The organism is Undibacterium sp. FW305-107 (assembly GCF_058788535.1).
Genome location: NZ_JBYTAV010000004.1, coordinates 413122 through 437110, shown reverse-complemented (window position 1 = coordinate 437110; position 23989 = coordinate 413122). Strand labels below are relative to the sequence as shown.

Annotated in this window: 20 protein-coding genes; 8 read left to right on the top strand and 12 right to left on the bottom strand. The window is 52.2% G+C overall.

Features of this window, described 5'->3' with window-relative positions:
- The first annotated feature begins 10 nt into the window (after positions 1-10).
- Positions 11-883 carry a DMT family transporter gene (locus AC3WQT_RS11490; protein ID WP_492704002.1) on the top strand — a complete coding sequence of 291 codons (873 nt, stop codon included), beginning with the start codon at positions 11-13 and terminating at the stop codon, positions 881-883.
- Between the two features lie 52 nt (positions 884-935).
- Here the strand turns inward: AC3WQT_RS11490 and AC3WQT_RS11485 are convergent, their stop codons facing one another.
- Positions 936-2900 carry a CocE/NonD family hydrolase gene (locus tag AC3WQT_RS11485; RefSeq protein ID WP_492704000.1) on the bottom strand — a complete coding sequence of 655 codons (1965 nt, stop codon included), beginning with the start codon at positions 2898-2900 and terminating at the stop codon, positions 936-938.
- 149 nt (positions 2901-3049) lie between these two features.
- On the bottom strand, positions 3050-3712 hold the full coding sequence (locus tag AC3WQT_RS11480; protein WP_492703999.1) for a GGDEF domain-containing protein: 663 nt from the start codon (positions 3710-3712) through the stop codon (positions 3050-3052).
- 92 nt (positions 3713-3804) lie between these two features.
- Between AC3WQT_RS11480 and AC3WQT_RS11475 the strand changes: the two genes are divergently transcribed.
- Genes AC3WQT_RS11475 through AC3WQT_RS11460 form a run of 4 tightly spaced genes read left to right on the top strand, consistent with a single transcriptional unit; the run spans position 3805 to position 8013 of the window.
- Positions 3805-4698 (top strand): 1-aminocyclopropane-1-carboxylate deaminase/D-cysteine desulfhydrase, encoded by an 894-nt coding sequence (locus tag AC3WQT_RS11475; protein WP_492703997.1) that lies wholly within the window; start codon positions 3805-3807, stop codon positions 4696-4698.
- A gap of 39 nt (positions 4699-4737) precedes the next feature.
- Positions 4738-5526, top strand: coding sequence for a substrate-binding periplasmic protein (locus AC3WQT_RS11470; protein ID WP_492703996.1), 789 nt, complete (start codon positions 4738-4740; stop codon positions 5524-5526).
- A gap of 53 nt (positions 5527-5579) precedes the next feature.
- A complete protein-coding gene (locus tag AC3WQT_RS11465) occupies positions 5580-7349 on the top strand; it encodes an ABC transporter substrate-binding protein (protein ID WP_492703994.1) in 1770 nt (589 codons plus the stop codon).
- Between the two features lie 31 nt (positions 7350-7380).
- Positions 7381-8013, top strand: a complete 633-nt coding sequence (locus AC3WQT_RS11460) for a Yip1 family protein (protein ID WP_492703993.1) — start codon at positions 7381-7383, stop codon at positions 8011-8013.
- Here the strand turns inward: AC3WQT_RS11460 and AC3WQT_RS11455 are convergent.
- The 6 genes from AC3WQT_RS11455 to AC3WQT_RS11430 all read right to left on the bottom strand — a co-directional run bounded on the left by AC3WQT_RS11455 (position 8010) and on the right by AC3WQT_RS11430 (position 13651).
- Complete coding sequence (locus AC3WQT_RS11455) at positions 8010-8315, bottom strand: NIPSNAP family protein (protein WP_492703992.1); 306 nt, start codon at positions 8313-8315, stop codon at positions 8010-8012. The genes AC3WQT_RS11460 and AC3WQT_RS11455 overlap by 4 nt on opposite strands.
- Positions 8316-8370: 55 nt before the next feature.
- Complete coding sequence (locus AC3WQT_RS11450) at positions 8371-9138, bottom strand: SDR family oxidoreductase (RefSeq protein WP_492703990.1); 768 nt, start codon at positions 9136-9138, stop codon at positions 8371-8373.
- Positions 9139-9874: 736 nt separating this feature from the next.
- Positions 9875-10966 carry a TIGR00266 family protein gene (locus AC3WQT_RS11445; RefSeq protein ID WP_492703989.1) on the bottom strand — a complete coding sequence of 364 codons (1092 nt, stop codon included), beginning with the start codon at positions 10964-10966 and terminating at the stop codon, positions 9875-9877.
- Positions 10967-10978: 12 nt separating this feature from the next.
- Positions 10979-11659, bottom strand: coding sequence for a TIGR00266 family protein (locus AC3WQT_RS11440; RefSeq protein ID WP_492703987.1), 681 nt, complete (start codon positions 11657-11659; stop codon positions 10979-10981).
- 9 nt (positions 11660-11668) lie between these two features.
- Positions 11669-12328 carry a TIGR00266 family protein gene (locus AC3WQT_RS11435; RefSeq protein ID WP_492703986.1) on the bottom strand — a complete coding sequence of 220 codons (660 nt, stop codon included), beginning with the start codon at positions 12326-12328 and terminating at the stop codon, positions 11669-11671.
- A gap of 93 nt (positions 12329-12421) precedes the next feature.
- Positions 12422-13651, bottom strand: coding sequence for a M48 family metallopeptidase (locus tag AC3WQT_RS11430; protein WP_492703984.1), 1230 nt, complete (start codon positions 13649-13651; stop codon positions 12422-12424).
- A gap of 243 nt (positions 13652-13894) precedes the next feature.
- On the opposite strand from AC3WQT_RS11430, the gene AC3WQT_RS11425 reads away from it, so the two are divergent.
- Together AC3WQT_RS11425 and AC3WQT_RS11420 are read left to right on the top strand one after the other, a co-directional pair.
- Complete coding sequence (locus tag AC3WQT_RS11425) at positions 13895-14773, top strand: LysR family transcriptional regulator (protein WP_492703983.1); 879 nt, start codon at positions 13895-13897, stop codon at positions 14771-14773.
- Between the two features lie 210 nt (positions 14774-14983).
- Positions 14984-17296: a DEAD/DEAH box helicase gene (locus tag AC3WQT_RS11420; RefSeq protein ID WP_492703982.1), complete on the top strand. Its 2313-nt coding sequence runs from the start codon at positions 14984-14986 to the stop codon at positions 17294-17296.
- Between the two features lie 214 nt (positions 17297-17510).
- Here the strand turns inward: AC3WQT_RS11420 and AC3WQT_RS11415 are convergent, their stop codons facing one another.
- From AC3WQT_RS11415 to AC3WQT_RS11400, 4 genes are all read right to left on the bottom strand, one after another.
- Positions 17511-19724: a C1 family peptidase gene (locus AC3WQT_RS11415; protein WP_492703981.1), complete on the bottom strand. Its 2214-nt coding sequence runs from the start codon at positions 19722-19724 to the stop codon at positions 17511-17513.
- Positions 19725-19936: 212 nt separating this feature from the next.
- Positions 19937-20905, bottom strand: coding sequence for a peptidylprolyl isomerase (locus tag AC3WQT_RS11410; RefSeq protein WP_492703980.1), 969 nt, complete (start codon positions 20903-20905; stop codon positions 19937-19939).
- Between the two features lie 214 nt (positions 20906-21119).
- Positions 21120-21620 carry an SRPBCC family protein gene (locus AC3WQT_RS11405; protein WP_492703979.1) on the bottom strand — a complete coding sequence of 167 codons (501 nt, stop codon included), beginning with the start codon at positions 21618-21620 and terminating at the stop codon, positions 21120-21122.
- A complete protein-coding gene (locus AC3WQT_RS11400; protein ID WP_492703978.1) occupies positions 21613-21972 on the bottom strand; it encodes an ArsR/SmtB family transcription factor in 360 nt (119 codons plus the stop codon). Before AC3WQT_RS11400 ends, AC3WQT_RS11405 begins: the two co-directional genes overlap by 8 nt.
- A 284-nt stretch (positions 21973-22256) precedes the next feature.
- Here AC3WQT_RS11400 and AC3WQT_RS11395 point away from each other — a divergent pair, with 284 nt between their 5' ends.
- On the top strand, positions 22257-23912 hold the full coding sequence (locus AC3WQT_RS11395) for a M20/M25/M40 family metallo-hydrolase (RefSeq protein WP_492703977.1): 1656 nt from the start codon (positions 22257-22259) through the stop codon (positions 23910-23912).
- Positions 23913-23989: the final 77 nt, after the last annotated feature.

Genomic DNA, 23989 nt, shown 5'->3' with positions numbered 1-23989 from the left:
TGGAGTGTGTATGCGCAGTGCTGACCTGTTACGTCTTATTTCCCTGGCTGCCATCTGGGGTGCGTCTTTCCTGTTCATGCGGGTGCTGGCACCTGTGGTCGGGGTATTATGGAGTGCCGAAGTCCGGGTGGGGCTGGCTGGTATGGCCTTGCTGGCCATGATGCTTGTCACTGGCAGGTCGATGAACTTCCGTGAAAACTGGAAGTCTTTTTTAATTCTGGGTACGATTAATTCAGCCTTGCCGTTTGCCCTGTATTCATATGCGGCGCTCAGCATACCGGCTGGTTACTCCGCCATCGTGAATGCCACCAGTCCTCTATGGGGTGCGGTGATGGGCGCGGCATTCCTGGACGAACGGCTGACACTGCGCAAGATGGCTGGCATGGCAATCGGTGTGCTTGGTGTCGCCTTCCTGGTGCGCCTGGGGCCAGTAGAATTCAATAGCAAACTGGTGCTGGCGGTGCTGGCCTGCGTGGGCGCGACTTTGTGCTATGCCATCGTTGGTATCTATACCAAGAAAAAACTGACGGGCCTGACGTCCATGCAAATGGCAACAGGTTCGCAAGTAGGTGCGGCATTTGTGCTATTGCCCTTCCTGCCTCTGGCACCCGTGCAGGGCGAGATTACGTTGACCATAGCGATGGTGGGTGTTGCACTGGCCTTGTTATGTAGTGCGGTTGCCTATTTGATCTATTTTCGCCTGATGGCTGACCTGGGGCCAACCAAGGCGCTGACGGTGACTTTCCTGATTCCGCTGTTTGCCCTGCTGTGGGGTTACTTGTTCCTGAATGAACACATCACCATGAATACCGTCATAGGTTGTGCTGGAGTGGTGCTGGCGACCTGGCTGGTCGTGTTCCAGCCAACACCAAAACCAGCGTAAAGATTATTGATTAAAAAATGTCGCTTACCTGATTTGGGTAAGCGGCATTTTTTCATTCGTCCAGGGCTGGCAGGACCTTGACATGCAGGGCGCTGGGTTGCTGGCTGCCAAAATAAACCTTGTGGGTGGCCTTGATGAAATCACTATCCTTGGCTTCATAGATATTCGGCACAAAGGATTGTGGATTGCGGTCTATGAAGGGGAACCAGCTGGACTGCACCTGCACCATAATGCGGTGGCCGCGCTGGAAAGTGTGGAAGACATCATTGATGGCAAACTTCACCTTGGTCATCTGGTTCGGTACCATGGGTTTGGCCGTCTCGAAACCATCGCGGAAACGGGCGCGGAAAGGTTCACCGCGTACCAGGGTTTGCTGGTTGCCGCGATTTGTTTGCGCATCAATTTCCAGGTTGGCTGGGTTGACATCAATGAGCTTGACGACAAAGTCAGCATCGCTGCCGGTGACGCTGACAAACAGATCGGCACTCAGCGGGCCAGCCAGTGTCACATCTTTTTCCAGTACCTCACTTTGCCAGCTCAGTACATCCGGGCGGCTGGTGGCGAAGCGCTGGTCAGCTGCTATATATTGTTTACTCCAGCGCGTTTCTATCTCGGTAGTGTAAGGAACTGGCTTGGCTGGGTCGCTGATGTATTCTGCAAACTGCGCATCCTGATTGGTGGGGGCACTAAAACTGAGCTTGCCATTAGCCTGGAAGTACAGAGCCTTGTCCTTGCTTTCCTTTGGTGGCCAGCTGTCAAAACCACGCCAGCGATTGGCACCGGTTTCAAACATCCATGCTTCTGCCAGCGTAGGTTTATCGCCGGTTTTCAGATAGTGCTTGAAGAAAGCCAGTTCTACGGGCTGGTAGGTCTGCACAGTCTTGTAGCCAAAATTCGCATCACCCACTTTGTCACCGTCTGTACGGAACCAGCCGCCATGTGTCCATGGGCCTATGACCAGGGTGTTTTGTATACCGGGGTTTTGTTTTTCTATGGCCTTGTAGGTATTGAGCGGGCCATACAAATCTTCTGTGTCATACCAGCCACCCACGGTCAGCACAGCTGCCTTGATGTTTTTCAAGTGAGGGAGGATATTGCGGCTTTGCCAGAAGTTGTCGTAATTTGGATGTGCCGTGATCTCGTTCCAGAAGGGGATGCCGTTCTTGAAATAACGAGTATTTGCATTCGCCACCGAACCCAGGTCCAGGAAGAACTGGTAACCATCGGGTGTGCCAAAATTAAAAGTCTTCCAGCCTGTACTTGCTACCGGTTGCGGGCGTGGCTGACCAAAACTGTGGAAAAAACCAAAGGCCATCTGCAAGTTGAAAGCGCCATTCCTGTGCATGTCGTCACCACGGAACCAGTCCGCAATCGGCGCTTGTGGTGAGATGGCTTTCAGTGCCGGGTGGCTGTCGATGGCACCAGCGGAGGTATAAAAGCCGGGGTAAGAATTGCCCCATTGGCCAACCTTGCCATTATTGTGTGGCAGATGCTTGACCAGCCACTCTATGCTGTCATAGGTATCACTGCTTTCATCGATGTCGGTTTTGGATTTTTTCTGGTCCAGATGCGGGCGCATGTTGATGAATTCACCCTCTGACATATAGGTGCCACGCACATCCTGATAGACAAAGATGAAGCCATCTTTTTCATACTCGGCAGTTGGCCCCAGCATGGTTTTGTATTGGTCACTTCCATACGGTGCGACGGAGTAGGGCGTGCGGCTCATCAGGATGGGGTAGCGCTTGCTGGCACTCGCATCATTCGGCATATACACGGCAGTGAACAGGAGTTTGCCATCGCGCATGGGAATGCGGTATTCAAACTTGGCATAGTTTTTACGGATGTACTCGGCGCGCAATCTGGCGGCTTCGGTTTTGTCATCCGTGGCGACGCTGTTGCCTGTGTTGACGATATTGCTGCTCAAGGCCAGCGTTGGTGTGGCAATGCTGGTCAATATTGCGCCCAGCATGATGGATAGCGCAGGCAATGCCTGTCGCAACTGCGGTGTTCTCATGAGGTTCCCTGAATATTTTTGTTTGGATTAGGGCCAGCCAGGTATCAAATAGAGCACCCTCAGAGGACACACTCAGTTTGATATCTTTTGGATGCTTAATTGAAACTTAACCGGCACTACTTGGTCTGCAAAGACGCCAACAAGTTCCCTTAATCTTCTGCATTCGGGTCGTAGTCTGGCAAAGGGGGCTCAATTTCCACGATGTGGTCTGCACCCTGGCTGCGGGCAGTCTGCAAGGCGCTGTTGACTCTTTTCAGCATATTGTCAGCACTGTCCTTGTGGGCATTGGTGGTCAGGCCGGTGGCAAAAGTCACTTTCAGTCCAGGCGAGATGGCTTCCCAATCTATTTCGGCGATGCGTAACTTCAGGCGGGCAATGGCCTTGCGGCTGGCTTCCAGCCAGGTAGTGGGCATGACGATGGCAAATTCATTGGCGGCGACACGGCCAAATGAGTCCAGGGTACGCAACATGGTCAGTGCTTCTTTGGCGACTTGCTGCAAGACCTGGCGCGCCACTGCCTGGCCATGTTGTTCCAGTATTTGCTCCAGACCATCGACGGCAATGGCTGCCAGGGTAAAGGTATGGCCAGTACGGAAGGAGCGTGCCAGTTCGCCATCAAGCTTCGCCATCAGTGTGCGGCGGTTCAGGGCGCCGGTCAGGTGATCGGTCCTGGCCATGCTGTCGAGTTGGGTCAGCACGGTTTCCAGTGCTGGCAAGAGATTATCCTGATGACCTTCGTTCTTGATTTGCTTGATCAACTGATCAATTTGTTGTCTTGCTTCTAACAAAGGTTGATTAAATTCTGGGGGCATGTACTCTCCGGCTACGGGCTAGGTCTGGCCCAGGGTCTGGCACCAGGCGCTACAATGGTACTTTACCATTGTCACCTGCATTTCTGCCAAGCATGTTATTCACTGACCAGATTTCTCCTTGCCAACAAGTGATCAGCCAACTTTTTCCTGGCATGGATTTGTGGATGAAACGCGACGATATGCTGCATCCCCAAGTGTCTGGCAACAAGTTCCGTAAATTGAAATACCCCTTGCAAGCCTTGCAGGGGCGCAGCACGCATGTGGTTTCCATGGGGGGTATCTGGTCTAACCACATTCATGCCCTGGCCCATGCGGCCCATATACTGGGGCTGCCCACTACTGCCCTGATCAGAGGGGCGGTGGGCATGCACAGTGCCATGCTGGACGATGTCAGGGCTCTGGGCATGCAGGTACAGTTTGTGAATCGTGAGGCTTATCGTGAATTGAGACTGGATAACTCTGCCTGGCGCAGTCATGTAGATGCGCCAGATGACAGTACACTCTGGCTGCCCGAGGGCGGTAGCACGCCACTGGCTTTGCGGGGTGTGGCAGAGCTGGTGGCCGAGTTAGCCTTCATTCCTGATTATCTGGTGCTTGCCTGTGGTACGGGGGCGACGCTGGCTGGTTTGCTGGCCGGCTTGGAGGGGCGCTCCAAAGTCATCGCCATTGCGGCAATCAGCAAAGGTGAATACCTGCGCACAGAAGTCAGCCGTTTGCTGAGCCAGGCAGGCTATCCTGACTACCAGAACTATGAATTGTTGACCGATTATCATCATGGTGGTTATGGCAAGATATCGCCTGCCCTGACAGGCTTTTGCCATGAATTTCAACAAGAGACAGCGATTCCTCTTGAACCCGTATATACGGGCAAAATGATGTTTGCCTTGCGCCAGTTGTGGCATGATGGATATCTCGCACAAAATGCCAGGGTAGTGGCGGTGCATACTGGTGGTTTGCAGGGGGCACGTGGGTTTGTCCGCAGGTAGTCATGTGTTGTAGTCGTAATAATAGAGCTGGGTGCAAATATGAAAAGACAGCGCACATGTTTTGGCACCGCTTTGAGCGGGCTGGCAGGTCTGGTTTTGTGTTGGGCTTACCCTTCAGTGACACTGGCTGCGGAGCCGCAACTGCGGGTTGCAGTCTATGAAAACCTTGATTACCCCCTCAATATTTTTGACAAGAACCACCAGTTGATTGGTGGCTTGCAAAAAGATTTTACTGACCAGCTGGCAAAAAAACTCTCGGCACAAGCCAGCTATGCCCCTTATTCACGCAGACGCATAGAAAGCGTGGTGATACAGGGTGACGCCGATATCATGTGTTATTCCAGCCCGGCCTGGTTTGATTTACCCAAGGAAGTCAGTTGGACCGTGGCCACTTTCCCGCAGGTGGAGAGAGTAGTAGTCATGGCTGACAAAACCAGTATAGAGATGGTGCCTCAGCAACTCGAAGGCAAGAAAGTGATTCTGCAACTTGGTTACCACTATCCGCAAATCTCAAGTCAGTTAAGCGAAGGCAAAATCAAACGCGTTGATCTGACTGATGTGCCTGGCATGTTCCGTTTGCTTGCTCTTGGTGGTGGTGATGCCATGGTCAGTTCTGATGGTGAGATAGAGGGCTATTTCAAAAACTTCCCGGAAAAACGCAGCCTCTACAAAGTGTCCAAAACCCCCTTCTCTGTCGTGCAGACTCAGTGCGCCCTGTCGCATAAATCGATGTGGAAGCTGGAACAAATCAATAGCGCGATACAGTTTTTGCAAGAAACCGGCGAGATGGACAGGATCATGCGCAAATATGGTTTATCCATGCGTTAAACGGCGCTGTTAACTGCTATCCTGCTGGCTTTATTCTTCTTCCTTTTTTTCAGATGAAATCTTCCCTGACTGCTGTGCTGACGGCATTGCTCTGCAGCCTGAGCCTGCCCGTGATGGCTGCAGCTGATCCGAACAAAGTCTTGCATCTGTCCTTTGAAGCTGCCGATGATGGTTTTGATGCCATGCGCACCAATAGCGCCTATTCCAACTGGGTGTCAGATGCGATTTTTGAAGGCCTGGTCACTTACGATTACCTGGCCCGCCCGGCCAAACTCGTGCCCAATACCATAGAAGCCATGCCTGTCATCAGTGATGACGGCAAGACTCTGACCTTCCGTCTCAGAAAGGGGATTTATTTTTCCCCCGACCCGGCATTCAAGGGCCAGCGCAGGGAATTGCAGTCCAGCGACTATGCCTATACGTTCAAGCGCCTGGTTGATCCAAACAACCGTTCAGTGCAGGCCAGCATATTGGAAGGCAAGATAGTCGGTCTGGATGAACTGATTGCCGCCGCCAAAAAAACCGGCAAGTTTGACTATGACAAGCCAATTGCCGGACTGGAAACACCAGACCCCTATACCCTGATCTTGCGCATGAAGGCGCAACATCCTGGCCTGATTTATTACCTCGCCAAACCCCTGGGTGGTGCGGTAGCGCGTGAAGTAGTTGAGCATTACGGCGAGGCTGTCAACCAGCATCCGGTTGGTACCGGTGCGTATATGCTCAAGCAATATGTACCACGCAGTAAAATCATCCTCGAAGCCAATCCTGAATACCGTGGTTTTGTCTGGGACTTCCAGGGCACTGGCACGGACTGGGACAAGCAGATCATCAAGGACATGAAGGGCAAACAGATGCCCCAGGTCGGGCGTGTCGAGATTGCCATCATAGAAGAAGAGCAGTCACGCTGGCTGGCCTTTGATTCTGGCCAGCTGGATTTTGAAATGTTGGTACCGGCAGCCTCAGTCAAGTTGCTGGACCAGGGCAAGCTCAAGCCAGAATTCGCAACCAAGGGTCTGAAACTCTACCGTACCATAGACCCAGGTGTCACCCGCACTTTTTTCAATTTCCAGGACCCGACGGTTGGCGGTTACAGCAAGGATAAAATTGCCCTGCGCCGGGCGATTGCCCTGTCTTTCAATCACCAGGAAGAAATTGACCAGGTCTGGTTCGGACAAGCCATCAAGGCCCAATCCATGGTGCCGCCGGATGTAGCTGGGCATGATGCCAGCTACCGCAACAGCAACGGCTACGACCCCAAACTGGCCAACAAACTGCTCGACAAGTTTGGCTACAAACGCGGTGAAGATGGTTTCCGCAGCATGCCTGATGGTTCACCATTGAAACTGCGCATCCATTCCGCTCCCAAGACCAAGGACTATGCCCGCATGGAAGTCTGGAAGCGTTCGCTCGACAAGATAGGCATACGGGCAGAATTCCCGGTTGCTGGTTTTGCTGATAACCTGAAATCAGCTTACCAGTGCAAGCTCATGATGTTTGGCATGGGTTATATCGCCGACATCCCGGATGGCATGGATTTCATGGAACTGTATTATGGCAAGAACGCTTACCGGGGCAATCATGGCTGCTATAAGTCTGAGGCGTTCGATGCAACCTATGACAAGGCGCGCCTTATGCCCAACGGACCAGAACGCCTGAAATTATTCAACACTATGGAAAGAATCCTTGAAGCCGACACCGTGCACAGCATGGAACTCTGGCGTGTGCGCAACTGGCTGATACAGCCCTGGGTCAAGGGCTATAAAACACATCCCATCTTGCGCGGTGACTGGCGCTTCCTGGATGTCGAAAAAACCAAGTAAGCATTTTTCCCGGACTTGATCAGGATAAAAAATGGATCTGGTACGCAGTGTGTACTATGTATTGACCGAACCCAGGCGTGAGTGGCAAAGAATTGCTCAAGACAGCCGCAGCAGTCAGCATGTATTCGTGCTGACTATCGTACCCCTCACGGCTTTCTTTCTTTTGCTGGGCCTGGTATCTGCTTTGCTGCTGAGGCATTTTGGTCCGGCAACAGAGATTGAAACCCTGTCACGCGATTACCTGCGCATGATATTGGTGAACTCTGTGCGTGCCTATGGCATGGGCCTGGTATTTATCTATATCATTGCCCGTGTCATGCAGGGCCTGAGCCGCAGGTTTGGCGGCTCGTATAGCCTGCCGCAGGCTTTGAAGCTGAGCATCTATAGCATAGTGCCATTGTTGATAGTCAGATCGCTGCACATACTGCCTTTCTTTCGCAATGAAAGAGTCAACGAAAATCTGATCGCGATGGTCGTGATCAATTTTCTTGCCAGTATCTACAGCATTTATCTGCTCTATCTGGGCTCACCTGTGTTGCTTGAAGTGCCACGAGAAAAACGCGGTATATTTACTGCGGTAAGCGCAGCGGTGTTAATGCTGCTTGCCTGGCTGCCCATCGTTCTTGTGGTTTTCATGGCTAGCGTCATGGGCGGCCCGAATTAACTCATCACCGGCCTGAAAAAACTTCTTTCATAGCTGATGATGCACTTGTGTTCTTCTGCATATTGGAATGCTGCCTGACATTCGGCATCATCCATCATCTGCAGGCGGTATTGTTCATACGCAGCCAGACTGGGAAAGCTGAACAATGCCAGCGCCACATTATTCGCGCCCTCAGAAGGCAGGAAATAACCGTGATGCTGGCCGCCAAACTTGTTCACCAGCGGTATCCAGAGTTTGCCGTAATGTTCAAACTCTTTCAGTTTGGCGGGATCGATGATGTAGCGCAGATAGCAAGTAACCATGATGTTGAACTGGAAGTTTAAGAGCAGCTATCTTACCTGTATCCGGGTTCTGGCATCAAACCTGGCTTAATCCACCATCTGCACACAACTCCACACCATTCACATAACTGGCGGCCCTGGATGCCAGGAACAAGACAGCAGCGGCGATTTCTTCTGGCTTGCCCATGCGGCCAGCCGGTGCTGCACCAGCCAGGTAGGCTGAAAAATTGGTGATATCTTCTTCTTTCATGCCCAGGCCATTTTCCATGATGGGGGTTCTGGTGACGCCGGGGCTGATGGTGTTGACGCGTATCTGCCTGTCCTTAAGATCATTCGACCAGCTGCGTGCAAACGAGCGTACAGCCGCCTTGGATGCATTGTAGAGGCTCAGATTTGGCATGCCCATGCTAGCGGCGATGGAGGCATTCAGCACAATGGCAGACGCCGGGTTCATCAATGGCAGCAGGCTTTGCACAGTGAAGAACAGGCCTTTGACATTTGTTCCAAAGATATTGTCGAATTCCACTGCCGTGGTGCTGCCAAACTGGTTGTGGTTGGCGATGCCGGCATTGGCGAACAGGACATCTATTTTGTCGCCTTGTTGAGCTATCTTGTCATGCAGTGCTTGCAGGTCGCTGATGCTAGCGACATTTGCTGTAAACGGGATTACTTTATTGCCGAGAATTTCTCGGGCTTGTTCTAATTTGGTTTTTGAACGGCCAGTGATGTAGATGCGTTTGGCACCAGCATTGATAAATGCCTTGGCGCTGGCAAGGCCTATGCCTGAGGAGCCGCCAGTGATGACGATGATCTGGTCCTGGAATTCATTTGTGATTGCTGACATTTCGGTTTTCCTGTGAGGAGGTTGGAAATGGCAGTATGATGGGTAGGGATTGGTGAAACAATCCCTGTTTTGTTCATGATATTGATGATTTAATTTCAGTAATTGGTAATTATATTTTTGCGCCAAGTACCATGTTCCGACATCTAACCTAGCTGATTAGACTTTGAACTTGGAATATTTTATTGACGTCATTCCACCGGACTGGCGCTCCAGCGTGCTCTTGGCTGGAATCTAATGACGTTTTTAGCGTGCCGCGCAATGCGCTAAATTCAAATTCGCAGACTCACGAGTTAGATTTCAAGATACCCACACACGTCATTCACGATTGTCGGTCGGGGGTAGCCCGACAGCTACATACCTTTCTTGCGTCGCCAAGAAAGGTATGCCAAAGAAGGCGACCCAGGCGTAGCCGCCCCTTCGGGGTTCCCATTTATGCAGTACAAAAAATGGGAAGATCCGAAACTCGCTTCCCTTGCAGGGCGCACAATCGCTTGCAAGCGATTGTCGTTACGCAGGCGTGCAGCATGCTGCACGAAACCCCTGCTACACCTCAGACAGCGGCTCTTCTTAATCCATTTTCTGTACAGCACAAACGGCGGCTACACATGGGAACTGCAAAAGTCAAAAACAACTGAAAAAACAACTGAAAAAACAACTGAAAAAACAACTGCAAAAGCAACGTCAACACGACCAACTGTCAAATTTCTTCAATCTTGATGAATCAACTATTGACTGCTTAATCCTTCGTCGGACGATACTTCCCAGCCCAGCCCGCAAACGCGCCAACGCTACGTGTTTGTATCCACAATTTACCTTCACCCTTGAAGCGGCAGACAAAGCCTTCGCCGGAGAAGAACAGGGACTTGTAGCCGCCGACTTTGCTGATGCTGTATTCCAGGCCTTCGGTAAAGGCGACGATGTTGCCGGTGTCGACGACGTAGCCGTCCTTGACATCGATTTCTATGATCGCGCCGTAGCTGTTGAGCCACAGGTCACCTTCGCCAGTGGCGCGGATCAGGAACAGGCTTTCGCCGGAAAAGAAGCCTTTGGTGAAACCCTGCCATTTGGTTTCTATGTTGATGCCAGTGGTGCTGGCGACAAAGGCACCGCTTTGCAGGTACAGGGTTTCGCCACGCATGTAGCGGTGAATCAGGTCGCCGGGGGTGGCAGGGGCGATACCGATTTCACCTGGGCCGTTTTCTGCTGTGAATTCATTAAGGAAGAGGTTTTCACCTGACAGCATGCGTGATATGCCACCTTTCATCTTGGTCTTCATGACCAGGTTGGTGTCCATCGTGGCCATGGCACTGGCTTCCACTTTCAAGGTCTGGCCGCTTGGTAACTGGACCGTGACAAAGCCGAAGTCCGGGCTGCCATCGATCTTGAATTTCAGGCCGGCGAACTCGGTTGCTGCAGTTGGCTGTGCTGGAGTGATGGCGGTGCTGGTGGTAGCGGCTGTATTGGTCGTAAGCTCTTGTCTGGCTATCGCTGGCGGCACTGCTTCAACGGCGGCCTGGGTCACAACCGCAGTTGCGGGTACAGGCGCTGTCGTTGTCACTTCCGGGGCGACAATTTCGTTTTTTACAGCAACGTCAGCATCACTTTGCAAGAGTACCTTCAGGCCATTTTTTTCTATGGTCAGCCGGTATTTTTCTGCAGTCTCGCTATCGAGTCCACGCTTGATGACTCTCGGTGCGGTTTCCAGTAATTGCCTGGCTTGTTCCGTGGAGAGCTTGAACAGTTTTTCGACTGTACTGCAAGCTTGTTCAAAACTGATGCCTTCAGCCAGTTCGCCGGTGAGGACGATATCTATCATCGTGTTATTCATTTCTTATTGTCCTTATCCGCGGGCTTTGAGTTCAGGGCCGAGCAGGCTGCCAAAGCTGCTTTCATTATGCGACTGGCACCAGACTGTGCCACGGCCAGAAAATTTACAGACCATGCCTTCGCCACCGAGTATGGATTGCAGCCAGCTCTTGCCTGCCTTGGTGATGGAGAATTGCAGGGTTTCGCTGAAGGCGACAATGTGACCGGTATCGACGATGTGATCACCATCCACTTCTATGGGATAGATGGCACCAAATGAAGACAAGACTGCAGTACCCTTGCCCTTCAACTTGAGCCAGAAAATGCTTTCGCCAGACAGGATGGATTTGAAACCCTGCCAGCCCAGGTCAACTTCTATGCCTTCATCGCAAGCCAGGAAAGAACCACCCTGGACGATGAGGTTATCGTTGTCCAGCGGCAGTACCAGCATATCGCCTGCCAGGTCAGTACCCAGCCAGACTTCGCCCGGTGTATTCTGTGGTTCAAAGTGATTCAGGAACAGGGACTCACCACCTATCAGGCGTTTTGCTGCTTTCAATAAAGAGCCGCCCTGTTTTTTATGGGTGGTCGTGGTGATTTGCATGTTGCTGCTCATGGCCAGCATGGCACCAGATTCGGCAGTACAGACTTCACCTGGACGCAGGCTGACTTTGGCAGCGGTATTGCCAGGCTGATTGACTAATTCTACGTGCATGATGCGTCCTTACAATTTTGGATTGAGCCAGCCAGCCAGGCTGGAAATGCTGCGTGTCTGGATGACGATCTTGCCCTGGCCGCTGACACGCGTCACCAGGCCTTCGCCACCAAAGAAGCTGGAAAACAGGCCACCCGCCAGTTGCAAATTCAGGCGCAGCGATGGGTCGTAGGCCACCAGATGGCTGGTATCGACGATGTATTCACCATTCACTTCTTTTTCCAGCAGTGCACCATAGGCACCAAACCAGACCTTGCCGTGACCGCTTACCTTGATACGGAACAGGCCTTCGCGCGCTATCCAGGACGCAAAACCGGCAAAACCCAGGCCTATCTTGACGCTTTCTTCGCACGCGAGAAAAGCACCAGGCTGCATGTAATACACTTCATCATTGAGTTCCTTGCACAGGATTTCACCAGGCGTGGGCTGCACGATGGTCATGCTGCGTGGCGCAGAAGTAGCATTGTTAAAGCGGCTGATGAACAAGGATTCACCACCCAGGTATTTGCGCAGCAAACCCTTGATCAGGCCGCCATTGAAATGGGCTGTCAGGTCGAGACTGGCATCCATGCTCGACATGGCATCCGGTTCTGTCATGATGCTTTCACCGGGTGCGAGTTCTACCTCGACGTAGGAGAAGGCATGGCCTCCTTTGATATTTGCTTTCACTACTAACTCCTCTTTGTGTGGAATTTCTCAAAATCGCCCTGACTGCGTTGCAGTTCATGGCTGAGGCAATTTTGTGAAATTCTTATTTAATTTTCAGGACTGCGTTGCTGGTGGTTTTTCTTGTGATGCTGGTGCAGGTACTTTGGGTTCAGTTACGGGAGACTTGGCGACAAATTTTTTGACAGCTTCCTGCAAATCCTTGAAGGCCGCTTCCTGATTGATATACGTCCCCGGTCCCTCAGGTTTACCGATCAGCTCACGTAAATGCGCCATGCGTTTTTCGCTGGTGGGGTGGGTGCTGAGCAAGCCCATGGCTTGCTTGTAGGCTTCGCGTGCCTGCTTGTTGTCGATTTTTTCCAGCGCGGCTTTTTCTTCCGCAATCATGCGCTCAAAGAAGACTGGCAAGCCTGCCGGATTGATTTTGGCGCGCTTTAACAGCAGCACGCCTTTTTCATCTGCATCGGTTTCAAAACGACGTGAATACTGCTGACTCAACAGCATAGGTGCCGCATTGGTGAAGACTGCCAGCAAGCCGCTGACGTCGCCAAACACGGCACTGGCGACCAGATAAATACCGGCATTGCCGATGACATTGCGTGTGCCATGACGTTCTTCAACGTGGCTGATTTCATGCGCCAGTACGCCCAGCAATTCTTCTGCACTACCCGCCTTGAGGATCAGGCCTGAATGGATGGCGACATAACCACCCGGCAGGGCGTAGGCATTGGTGCTGCTGTCATTGACGATGGAGATAGAGTAACGGTACGGCGAATTGGGCAGGGCTTGCAGCAGAGGAGCGGTCAGTGGCTTGAGCACGACATCAGCTTCGGCCTTGGCCATGCGCCTGTTTTTCAGGTCATCCTGGGCGGCGACGCTGGCACCGAGTTTTTCTTCCCATTCCACTGGTACTTGTTTGGCGGCATAGGCGGACATGGTATCCATTTGCCACATCAGCCCCACTGGCACAGCCAGTAGCAACAGGCTAAAGCCTATCAGCACACCCCAGCCATAAGCGCGCTTGCGGCCCAGTGCAGATATCTGGCGTGAGCATTCAGGATGGGTCAGCAAGACAGGATTTTTCAATATGCTCAAGTCACTGGTGTACAGCACCAGATCTGGTTTGTGTGCATGCTTGATGAAGACCAGTTTATTGGCCGCCCCACCGAGGGTCAGTTCCATTTGCGCAAATGGCAGGGTACCCAGCAAAGATGCCACCTGATAACTGACCCCCAATTGCGACAGGCTCAGTTCGCCCACATCGCGGCCACCTGGCAGGGATGCATGGAAGGCGTGGCAAGGATATTTACTGGAAGCAAGATCCATGTAGGTCCTGATTTGATTTAAAAAAAGTATTGGTCGGGCTGACCAATTTCAGTCAGGGCGTCAGAATTATAAATCAGGGATCAATATTTTTTGCTTAAGTTTTTAAACCTGACAAAACTTGGTATTGACGCAGCAAAGTCAGGCTGTTAGTACGATGCAATAAGGGGCTCTATCCAAGTTTATATAAGCTTTATGTTTCCCCCGCGTCGATATAATGCACTCCATTAACTGGAGTTTCCTGCTATGTCACCAGACTTGAATGATTTATTGGCTTTCGCCCGTGTTGCAGAATGTCGCAGCTTTCGCCAGGCGGCGCAGGAATTGCAGCTCACTGCTTCAGCGCTGAGCCACACTGTGACGAAGATGGAGAAAAAACTGGGTATGCGCTTGTTGCACCGCACGACCCGCAGCGTCAGCATGACGCCAGCTGGGGAACGCTTGTTACAGAGCCTGCGACCGGCGCTGCAAGAAATCCAGGGGGCGCTGGAAGGTTTGAATGAACTACGCGATAAACCGGTAGGACACCTGCGCCTGAATGTGCCGCGCCCGGCGGCGCAACTGACGCTAGCCCCGTTGATGGCAGCCTGGCACGCAGCTTATCCCGAGGTGGAGCTGGAAGTTGTCAGCAGTGATGCACTCATCGATATCGTTGAACAGGGTTTTGATGCAGGCCTGCGTTTTGGTGAAAGCTTGCAGCAAGACATGGTTGCTATCCCGGTAGGGCCGGAAGTCCGCTTCGTTGTCTGCGCTTCACCGGACTATTTGCAAAAGCATGGGATTCCTGCAACGCCCCATGATTTATTGCAGCATCAATGCATACAATTTCGTTTCCCTAGCGGACAAAGATATCGCTGGGAATTCCAGCGCAGGCAAGAAAAGATGGAAGTTGCTACCACCGGTGCGCTGGTGGTGGATGATTTCTACGTAGCGACGCGGGCTGCCTGCGATGGTGCAGGGGTTTGCTATACCTACCGCGGCTATGCAGATGAACTGGTGCAGCAGGGGCAATTGCAATATGTGCTGGAAGACTGGTGGCCAGCGCCTGAGCGCACTTATTTATACTATCCCAGCCGCCGCCATCAGTCAGCGGCTTTGCGGGCTTTCATTGATTTTATGAAGTAAGCTGCAAAAATTCCCTTCCCTGAATGTTGTCGCTATCACCTTAAAAACAGATTGTATGATGCTAAAAATATAATTTATATCTGATGTATTTAAGCTAAGCCAACTCTGCCTCAGGGCAGGAAAATTCCCTGAGATTGACGTAGAAGAGTAAACTGTAGGGATAACCATCTTGTCGCATCCTGCGATACGAGCGAACGAGCGAGCATCGCCATGTCAGAAAACAAACCCCCGATTACTTTTGAAGACCTGCAACTGAGTGCGCCCATCATGCGCGCCTTGCAGGATGTAGGCTATGAAACACCGTCGCCGATACAGGCGGCCACCATCCCGATTTTGCTGTCCAACCGCGATGTGCTGGGCCAGGCTCAGACAGGTACTGGCAAGACCGCTGCCTTTGCATTGCCTATTTTGTCGCGTATCGATATCCGCCAGACTACGCCGCAGGCATTGGTGCTGGCTCCAACGCGTGAACTGGCAATACAGGTGGCAGAAGCCTTCCAGACTTACGCACGCCACATCCCCGGTTTCCATGTTTTGCCTATCTACGGTGGCCAAAGCTATGGCCCGCAACTCTCGGCCCTGCGCCGTGGTGTGCATGTGGTCGTGGGTACGCCAGGTCGCGTGATTGACCATCTGGACAAGGGCACACTGGATTTATCCGCCCTGAAAACCCTGGTGCTGGATGAAGCTGATGAAATGCTGCGCATGGGCTTTATTGATGATGTCGAGCGCATCCTGCAAGAAACACCGGAAGGCCGCCAGACTGCCTTGTTCTCGGCCACCATGCCTTCAGCCATCAAGCGCATTGCCCAGACTTATCTGAATAAACCGGCAGAAGTCACGGTTGCGGCCAAGACCGGCACTGCCGACAATATCCGCCAGCGTTACTGGCTGGTCAGCGGCATGCACAAGCTTGATGCCCTGACACGCATACTGGAAGCCGAGACTTTCGACGGCATGATCATTTTTGCCCGTACCAAACTGGGTACCGAAGAACTGGCAGCCAGGCTCGATGCAAGAGGCTTCTCGGTTGCCGCCATCAATGGCGACATCAACCAGCAACAGCGTGAGCGCACCATCCAGCAGCTGAAAGACGGCAAGATCGATATCCTGGTCGCCACTGACGTTGCTGCGCGTGGTCTGGACGTAGAGCGTATCAGCCACGTCATCAACTATGATGTACCGTACGATCCAGAAAGCTACACCCACCGCATAGGCCGTACTGGTCGTGCCGGTCGCAGTGGTGAAGCCATCCTGTTTATCACGCCACGTGAAAAAAATCTCTTGAAAGCGATAGAACGGGCAACCCGCCAGCCAGTGTCACCGCTGGAATTGCCAACCATACAGACAGTCAATAATGTCCGTATCGCCCGTTTCAAGGACCAGATTTCTGCCACGCTGGCACAGGGTGGCCTGGAAGAATTCACCTCCCTGATTGAAGATTTTGAACGTGAGCAAAATATCCCGGCAGTGGAAATTGCTGCGGCGCTGGCCAAAATGGCGCGTGGTGATGAACCTTTGCTGCTGGATAAAAACCGTAAAGAAACGAAAAACGATGATAGCTGGCGCGATGAGCGTCCTGCCCGCGCTGAACGTGGCGACCGCGATCGTGGTGACAGGGGTGACCGTTTTGAGCGTGCACCTCGTGAAGACCGTGGCGCACGCCGTGAACACAGCCCGCGCACGCCGGAGCCAGGCATGCAGACTTTCCGTATCGCGGTGGGTCATGATCATGGCGTCAAACCCGGCAATATCGTTGGCGCGATTGCCAATGAAGCCAATATAGAATCCAAGTTCATCGGTCGTATCGATATCTATGATGACTACACCATCCTTGATTTGCCAGACAATCTGCCTGGTGACATGATGGAGCACCTGAGTTCAGTACGTGTTGCTGGCCAGGCTCTGCGTATCAGTGCAGAAAAAGCGCAAGGCAGCAGCGCGCCAGCATCCCGCCCGGCACCACGTGCAGCGCGTGAAGAAGCGCCTCGCGAACGTGCTCCACGTATTGCGGATGCTGCACCTGGCAGCAAGCTGAATCAGGTAGTAGACCGTGCAGCCCGTGCTCCCCTTGATGAAGAGCGTCCAGCCAAGCCTAAGAAAGACAAGGCTGACGGCAAAGGCAAGGTCAGCATCCCCATGCTGACTTACCGTATCGAAGTCGGCAAGGCAGATGCAGTAACGCCCAGCAATATCGTCGGCGCGATTGCCAATGAAGCCGGTCTGGAAGCCAAGCACATAGGCCGCATCGATATTTTCGACGACTACAGCACGTTGGACCTGCCAGATGGCATGCCCAAGGAATTGCTGAAGCAGCTGAAAGGCGTCTGGGTCGCAGGCAAGCAAATCCAGATCAGCCCGGTTGGTGAAGACCATGTGCGCAAGCCTCTGCCCGTCAACCAGCCATCACCTTTCGGCCCAAAAAAAGCCGGCGGTGATCGTCGCGTGACAGAAAAAGCCAAAGGCTATGGATCAGGCAAGCCAGCAGCAGCCAAGCCACATCGCAAGGGGCCTAAAGCCTGAGTATGCCTGTCTCATCAGATGTGATGCGATAGTATGAATACCCCCGCGCATGCGGGGGTATTTACTTATGCATGGGGTGTTATTTCTGACCTTCCATGATTTTTGGGACCTGGAACGAAGGCCCTGGGAATACATCAGGCTTTTGCTCAAGTTGGCCGCAACTTAATATTGCTCAATTAAGAGGACTCAATTAAGAGGACTCAATTAAGAGGACTCAATAATCCAGATCTTGAACAGGCACAGGCAAAGCATCGCCTGTTTTCAGGCCAAGAATACGTGCCAGGGTTTGCGAGACAACGTTGACATCATTGTCGAAACTGCCGTGGGCAACCGGGATCAGGCGCTTGCCGCAATTGACATGCGTATCATGGATGATATGCAAACTGGCTTTTTGCTCCGCCGTCAGACCTTCACCGGTTTCGGCGAAATCGCTGGGCAGTTTTTTACTCCAGTAAAATTTATTCCAGCTCTTTAATGTCGCGATGCTGGCGTCATTCCATTGCCCTTCTGATGCTTTGTCACCATTAAAATAAGCTGCATCCAGGCTGGCCGCCATACCCAGCAAGGGTGTTTTATGGCGGTTTTCAAAAGCGCGAGCTACCAGGTAGAGCAGGGATTTGCGATAAATCTGGTAGACATTATCGTCACGCTCACGTGCATCTGACATCAAATGAATGTGGAAATTCTCCCGCGCCAGCACACCGTTTTCTATGGCAGGGCGGTAAGTGCTTTCTGCAAATTCCAGGCTGCAGGCCGGCGCATACAGACTGCATGTGCTGACAGTCAGCTTGCGTGCGGCCAGCAGGTTCAGCAAATGCCCCTGCACAATCGAGCCGGCAGAATGGCCGATCAGATGGATTTCCAGTTTGCCCTTGCCCAGGGCTTTGCTTAATTCCTTAAGACGTTCAGCAATCGCGAGCAAGCCACGTGGCGGGTCATCATCTTCAGTGGCCAGTGCCGCATTCTGTTTCATCTGCATCCATTGCGACTTGCCGCCTATGCTTGCTGCCAGGTTTTCTACTGTACGGTCCATGACATCAACGGCGGTATGCTTGAGGTGGTCCAGCCAGTCGCTGGACAGGACTGAGCCAGTCAGGTAGTCCTGCAATTTATCCTTGAGCACATCTCCCATGGTTTCTGTGAGTCCGGTCTTCCAGGTAATGAATACCGGGTAAATGCCGTTCGCCAGAAAATACGGTGCCATGGCAGCGATGCGTTTGAGTGAATCATCTTCAGTGTTGAGGCCGCCATGGGCATACAGGGCAAGTTTCAATGTCTTGCCCTTAGCCTCGTTTTTACTCTGCTGTCTGAACCAGGCTTGTGGTGCCTGCACCAGAACTTTTTCTACCGTTGCTGCAGCATCGGCGACTTCCAGTAACCGTTGTATCAGGCCGCCATCGTTTCCCATGACGACAGTCAGACTGTAAGCCTGGTCCATGCTGAGATTGGGCTGCCCTGCCTTGCTGGATGCACATGCTGCACCTGGTATCAACGCAGAACCGCTGGCCTTGAAGGCCGCGGCGGGCGGGATATTGGCCTGGGGTGCCAGTTGGTTTTCTGCACGGGTACGGTTCACTGCATCGACATAGCGCACAGGTACACCGAGTGACACAGTCCAGGCGTCGCTGCCATTCACCAGCCAGTCGTCATAGGTCATGATGGCAAAGCCCTGCAAGCCCCAATCTTCGCCCCAGGAGTTTTGCACGACAAAGCCCTGGTCGGTGTAACCGAGCAAGGCAAAGGCATGGCCCCCGGCCTTGATGTCACTGAAGTTAACCACAGGCAGTTGATCCAGTTTGCTGAAACTGCTTGCCTTGGGTGGAGGGACTTCTGCCCAGCCTTGATGTAGCTTGCACGAAACATAGATGGCACCAATCTCGACGATGGCAGCCTGCATGTCGGTGATGGATGCTTTATCTATGCGGTAATACACGCCCAGGGCACGTTTAAGTGCATCTTTCTCCCAGCCTGGCTTGGGGGCTTCAAAGGCGGGTACCTGGTCATTCTTGTCTACCGTATAGGGCCACAACTCACGACTGCAGACGCCATGCTTGTGCCAGCCTTTGAGTGCACCCCGGCAGCTGGAGCCCAGATAATCTTCACCTGCCCATTCATCATACAGTTGCGCCAGGTGGTAAATCATGCGCGGGCTGCTTTCCTTATTGCCCGCATCGCGCAGCCAGAACAGGTAATTGATGACGGCGGCCAGGCCAAAACCGGTACAGGCACCGTCAGAACCCTGATTCAAAATCATGCCTGCCTTGATGTATTTGGCGAGCTGGGTTTTGATAAAGCCAGCGTCTGGAAAAGACACTGGCAGGTTCATCACTCTGGGCGTGTACATGCGGTCGCGGATATCAAGGCGATCAGGCCGTGCATCCAGCGCCAGTTCGCTGCCGTTGAAAGGTATGGTCTGGGCTGGCATCATGCCTCCTGAGTGGAAATGGCTGAACTTCTAGGTGCTTTTTGTTTATATCATTGCTTGAAATATTGGCAATAATAGTGTCTCAGGATTTAGTTAACTTGGCAATAGTTCAATGATTTAATACCTACTCGCATCAAGCCTGCAGGCAAAGAAAAAGGCCGCCAAGACAAGCTTGACGACCTTCTTTTCCAACCTTTGCCAGAAATTGCTAAAGCTTATTTTTTCGGTGCTTCAGCAGAAGCGGATGCCGCTGCTGCCGGTACTACGGTTGGTGTCACTGTCAAAGGTGCACCTGTTGCAGCAGGCGCAGAAGCTGCTGCTGGCGCTGCTTTGATTTCAATCTTGGCTTTTGCCTTCATGTCATCCAGCATTTTCTTCAGATTTTTTTGTTGCAACTGCTGACTGAGGCCAGCTTTGACTTCTTCCAGCGGGGGGATAGTCACAGGACGGGAATCATCCAATACGATGACATGGTAACCAAATTGGGATTTGACTGGCTCTTCAGTGAATTTACCTTTTTCCAGTTTGGCAACGGCTGCGCCAAATTCAGGGACCATGCCACGTGGGTTGAACCAGCCCAGGTCGCCACCACTGGCTTTGGAACCAGGGTCTTGTGATTTGGATTTTGCCAGGCCTTCAAAAGCTTTGATGTCTTTTTTGATTTTGGCGATAATGTCTTTGGCTTCATCTTCTGTTTTTACCAGGATATGACGCGCTTTGAATTCATTGCCGCCATTCTTGGTTTTGAAGTCTTCGTATTCTGCTTTCAGTGCATCATCCGTTACTGCCGCTGTCTTGATGTAATCCTTGACATAGGCATTTGCCAGGATGGATTGACGGGACATTTCCAGTTGGTCAGCGACGTCAGGTGTTTTATCCAGGCCTTTGGTGACCGCTTCTTTGGCAACCAGCAGTTGCATGGCCAGATTGTCGATGACCATTTTGCGTGTTTCTGGTGTATCAGGCATGCCTTGAGCAGCTTGCTGCTGCATGATCTGATCCAATTGTTTTTTGCTGATAGGCGTGCCATCGACAGTGGCAGCGACTTCGCTGCTGCTGGCAGTTGTGGAAGCCGAGGCAGAAGCAGAAGCCGATGCGGCCTTATCTGCATTTTTATCATTACAGGCGCTGAGTACCAGCAGGGCAAGCGCACTACCCAGGACTACACGGGACTTAATTGACATACACATTCCTTCAATATTGAGCTGACTTTGCAGCAGATATCATGCCTGTTGGCATACGACGATTTAAAAAATGACGCTGAATTCTACTCGTGATTTTACCTGTCATGCTAGTTATTCACTTTTACTTACTAAATTTCAGTAAAAAATGGCTCGCCCTGGCTCTCTATCGCCTGTATCAGAGACAGCCTCAGCCTGTCTGAAACAGTTTGAAATATCAGAGACTGGCGAGGTAAGCCTGCAATTGATCCAGCAGAGCGCCAAAACCCTGATCCATGCTGGCAAAGGTGGCGTGGAAGACGCTTCTTTCTTCCTCGGTGGCATTGTTGAGCAAGGCCCAGCGTATTGTCAGCAAGGTGCCATCAGTATGCTCATCAAAACTGATGGTCGATAAAACCTCCAGCGGCCAGGTCGGGCTCATGGGGTGATGCGCCAGATTGCCTGCTTCATCAGAAAAGCTATGGTGATACACCAGTTTTTCAGGGCGGATTATTTCCTTGTAGACAAATTTGGCCCACATCATGCTGCCATCCGGGCCACGCATGCCAAAGTGATAGCTGCCACCGACGCGCAAATCCATGCTGGACTGGACTACGCTAAAACCTGTTGGCCCCCACCATTTCGCCAGGTGGTCAGCTTCGCTAAAGGCGGCAAATACCAGTTCACGCGGTGCTTTCAGGATACGGGTGATGACAAAATCCGGTTTATTTTCATTCATGCTGTTCCCCTGTTGTTGTCGATTGTGCGGCTGTTTGCAGGTCTTGCAGATAGATTTCCAGCCTGTCCAGATTTTGCTCCCAGAACTGGCGATATTGATCAACCCAACTGGATGCTTCTTTGAGTGGGCTTGCCTGTAGTTGGCAAGGACGCCACTGGGCGCTGCGGCTGCGTGTGATCAGGCCTGCCCGCTCCAGTACCTTTAAATGTTTGGTGATGGCCGGCAGGCTCATGTCGAATGGTTCTGCCAGTTCGCTGACTGAAGTTTCCCCCGTCGCCAGCCGCGCCAGGATGGCGCGCCGTGTAGGGTCGGCCAGTGCGGAGAAGGTCATGCTGAGGGCATCTTGCTGCATGGTGGCGGTTTTTCCTTATTTAACTACTTGGTAAAATAAGATAAATTTCTCACCATGTCAAATTAAATTCCAGTAAATTTTTCGGGTATTCCCGTTAAAAATAAGGAATATTTCTTAAAAGCATGGAAGTTGCGGAACAAATAAGGACTTATCCACTCCAAGCAGTGCAACATAATCCGGTATAAGAATAACAAGCAATTCCAGCTAGCATAAAAACATTGCACTGAAGCTCAGGCCAATCCGGCCAGAGACTTACATAGGTCAATCCAAACAGGAGACAATTAATGCGTATTTTGCAGCTTGTATGCGGTACCGTCCTCATCGCCACCAGCTTTAGCGGCCAGCTCGCGTTTGCCGCCGGCGAAGAAAAAATCGACCTCGACCTGATTACCAAATTGCGTGACGAGGCCATGAACCGCTCCAAGGCGCAAGAAATACTGGGCACGCTCACAGATGAAATCGGCCCGCGCCTGACCGGTTCGCCAGCCTTGCGCAAGGCTGGTGACTGGACCCGCAGCAAATTCGGTGAATGGGGCCTGCAAAATATCCATAGCGAAAGCTTTGCTCCCTTTGGCCGAGGCTGGACACTAGAAAAAACCACTTTGCGCATGGTTGCGCCCTCGCAAGTCGATCTGTATGCCATTCCCAAGGCATGGACCCCAGGCACAGACGGGCTGCAGCGCGGCAAGCTGATGATTGCAAAAATGACGGCAGATGAAGACCTGCCGAAATGGAAGGGCAAGCTGGCAGGAGCCATCGTGTTGCTGGACGAGCCTCTGCCCATCAAGCCACATGTCAAGGCAGATGCACACAGGTATTCGCATGAAGAACTGAGTGAACTCAGTAAAATCGATTTTGACCCGGCAGCCTCGCGCCGTGGTGACATACCGGCTTATCTGAAGCGTTTTACGTTTGCTAAAAAACTGCGTACCTTCCTGACGGAAGAAAAAGTCCTGGCTGCGCTGAATGTCACCCGTGGCGAAGATGGCACCATTTTTGTACAGGAAGGTGGTTCATACAAGAAAGATGAACTGACCGGCCCGCCAACCCTGGTCGTCGCCAGTGAAACCTACAACCGCCTGTATCGCCTGGTGGAAAAGAAAAAAGACGTGGAACTGGAAATTGATGTCAAAGCCAGCTTTAGCGACGAAGACCCGGAAGCTGCCATCAATGTACTGGCTGAAATCCCCGGCACAGATAAAAAAGATGAAATCGTCATGCTCGGTGCCCACCTGGATTCCTGGCACGGTGGCACAGGCGCAACCGACAATGCCGCCGGTGTTGCCATGGCCATGGAGGCTGTGCGTCTGTTGAAGGCGACTGGCTTCAAGCCGCGCCGCACCATACGCATCGCCCTGTGGGGTGGTGAAGAACAGGGTTTACTGGGGTCGCGTGCCTATGTCAATAAATGGATCGCTTCCCGCCCTGAACCAACTGACCCCAAGGAACTTGAACTGCCGACTTTTGCACGCAAACAGACCGGGCCTTTGAGCATCAAACCCATGCACAGCAAGATTTCTGCCTACTTCAATCTCGACAATGGCGGCGGCAAAATCCGTGGCATCTACGCAGAAAACAATGCGACCTTAAAACCGATTTTCGATGCCTGGCTGGCGCCGTTCAATGATGTTGGTGCAACCACGACGACGCTGCGTAATACTGGCAGCACCGACCATGTGAGTTTCGACCGCGTTGGCGTGCCCGGCTTCCAGTTCGTCCAGGACGATATGGATTACTTCAGCCGCACTCATCACTCCAGCATGGATGTATATGACAAAGTACAAAAGAGCGACCTGACCCAGGCTTCGATGATACTGGCCAGCTTCGTTGCCCATGCTGCCAACCGCAATGAGATGCTGCCGCGCAAACCCATGCCGAAAGACCCACCGCCAGACGAGAAGAAAGAAGACAAGGCCAGCGAAGAAGCCACTGCCAAATAAGTTTTCTCTCATTTATCCTCATCAATTCTCTTCGACTGGAACGCATCTCATTCATATTTATGAAAGGAGTTCTAAGC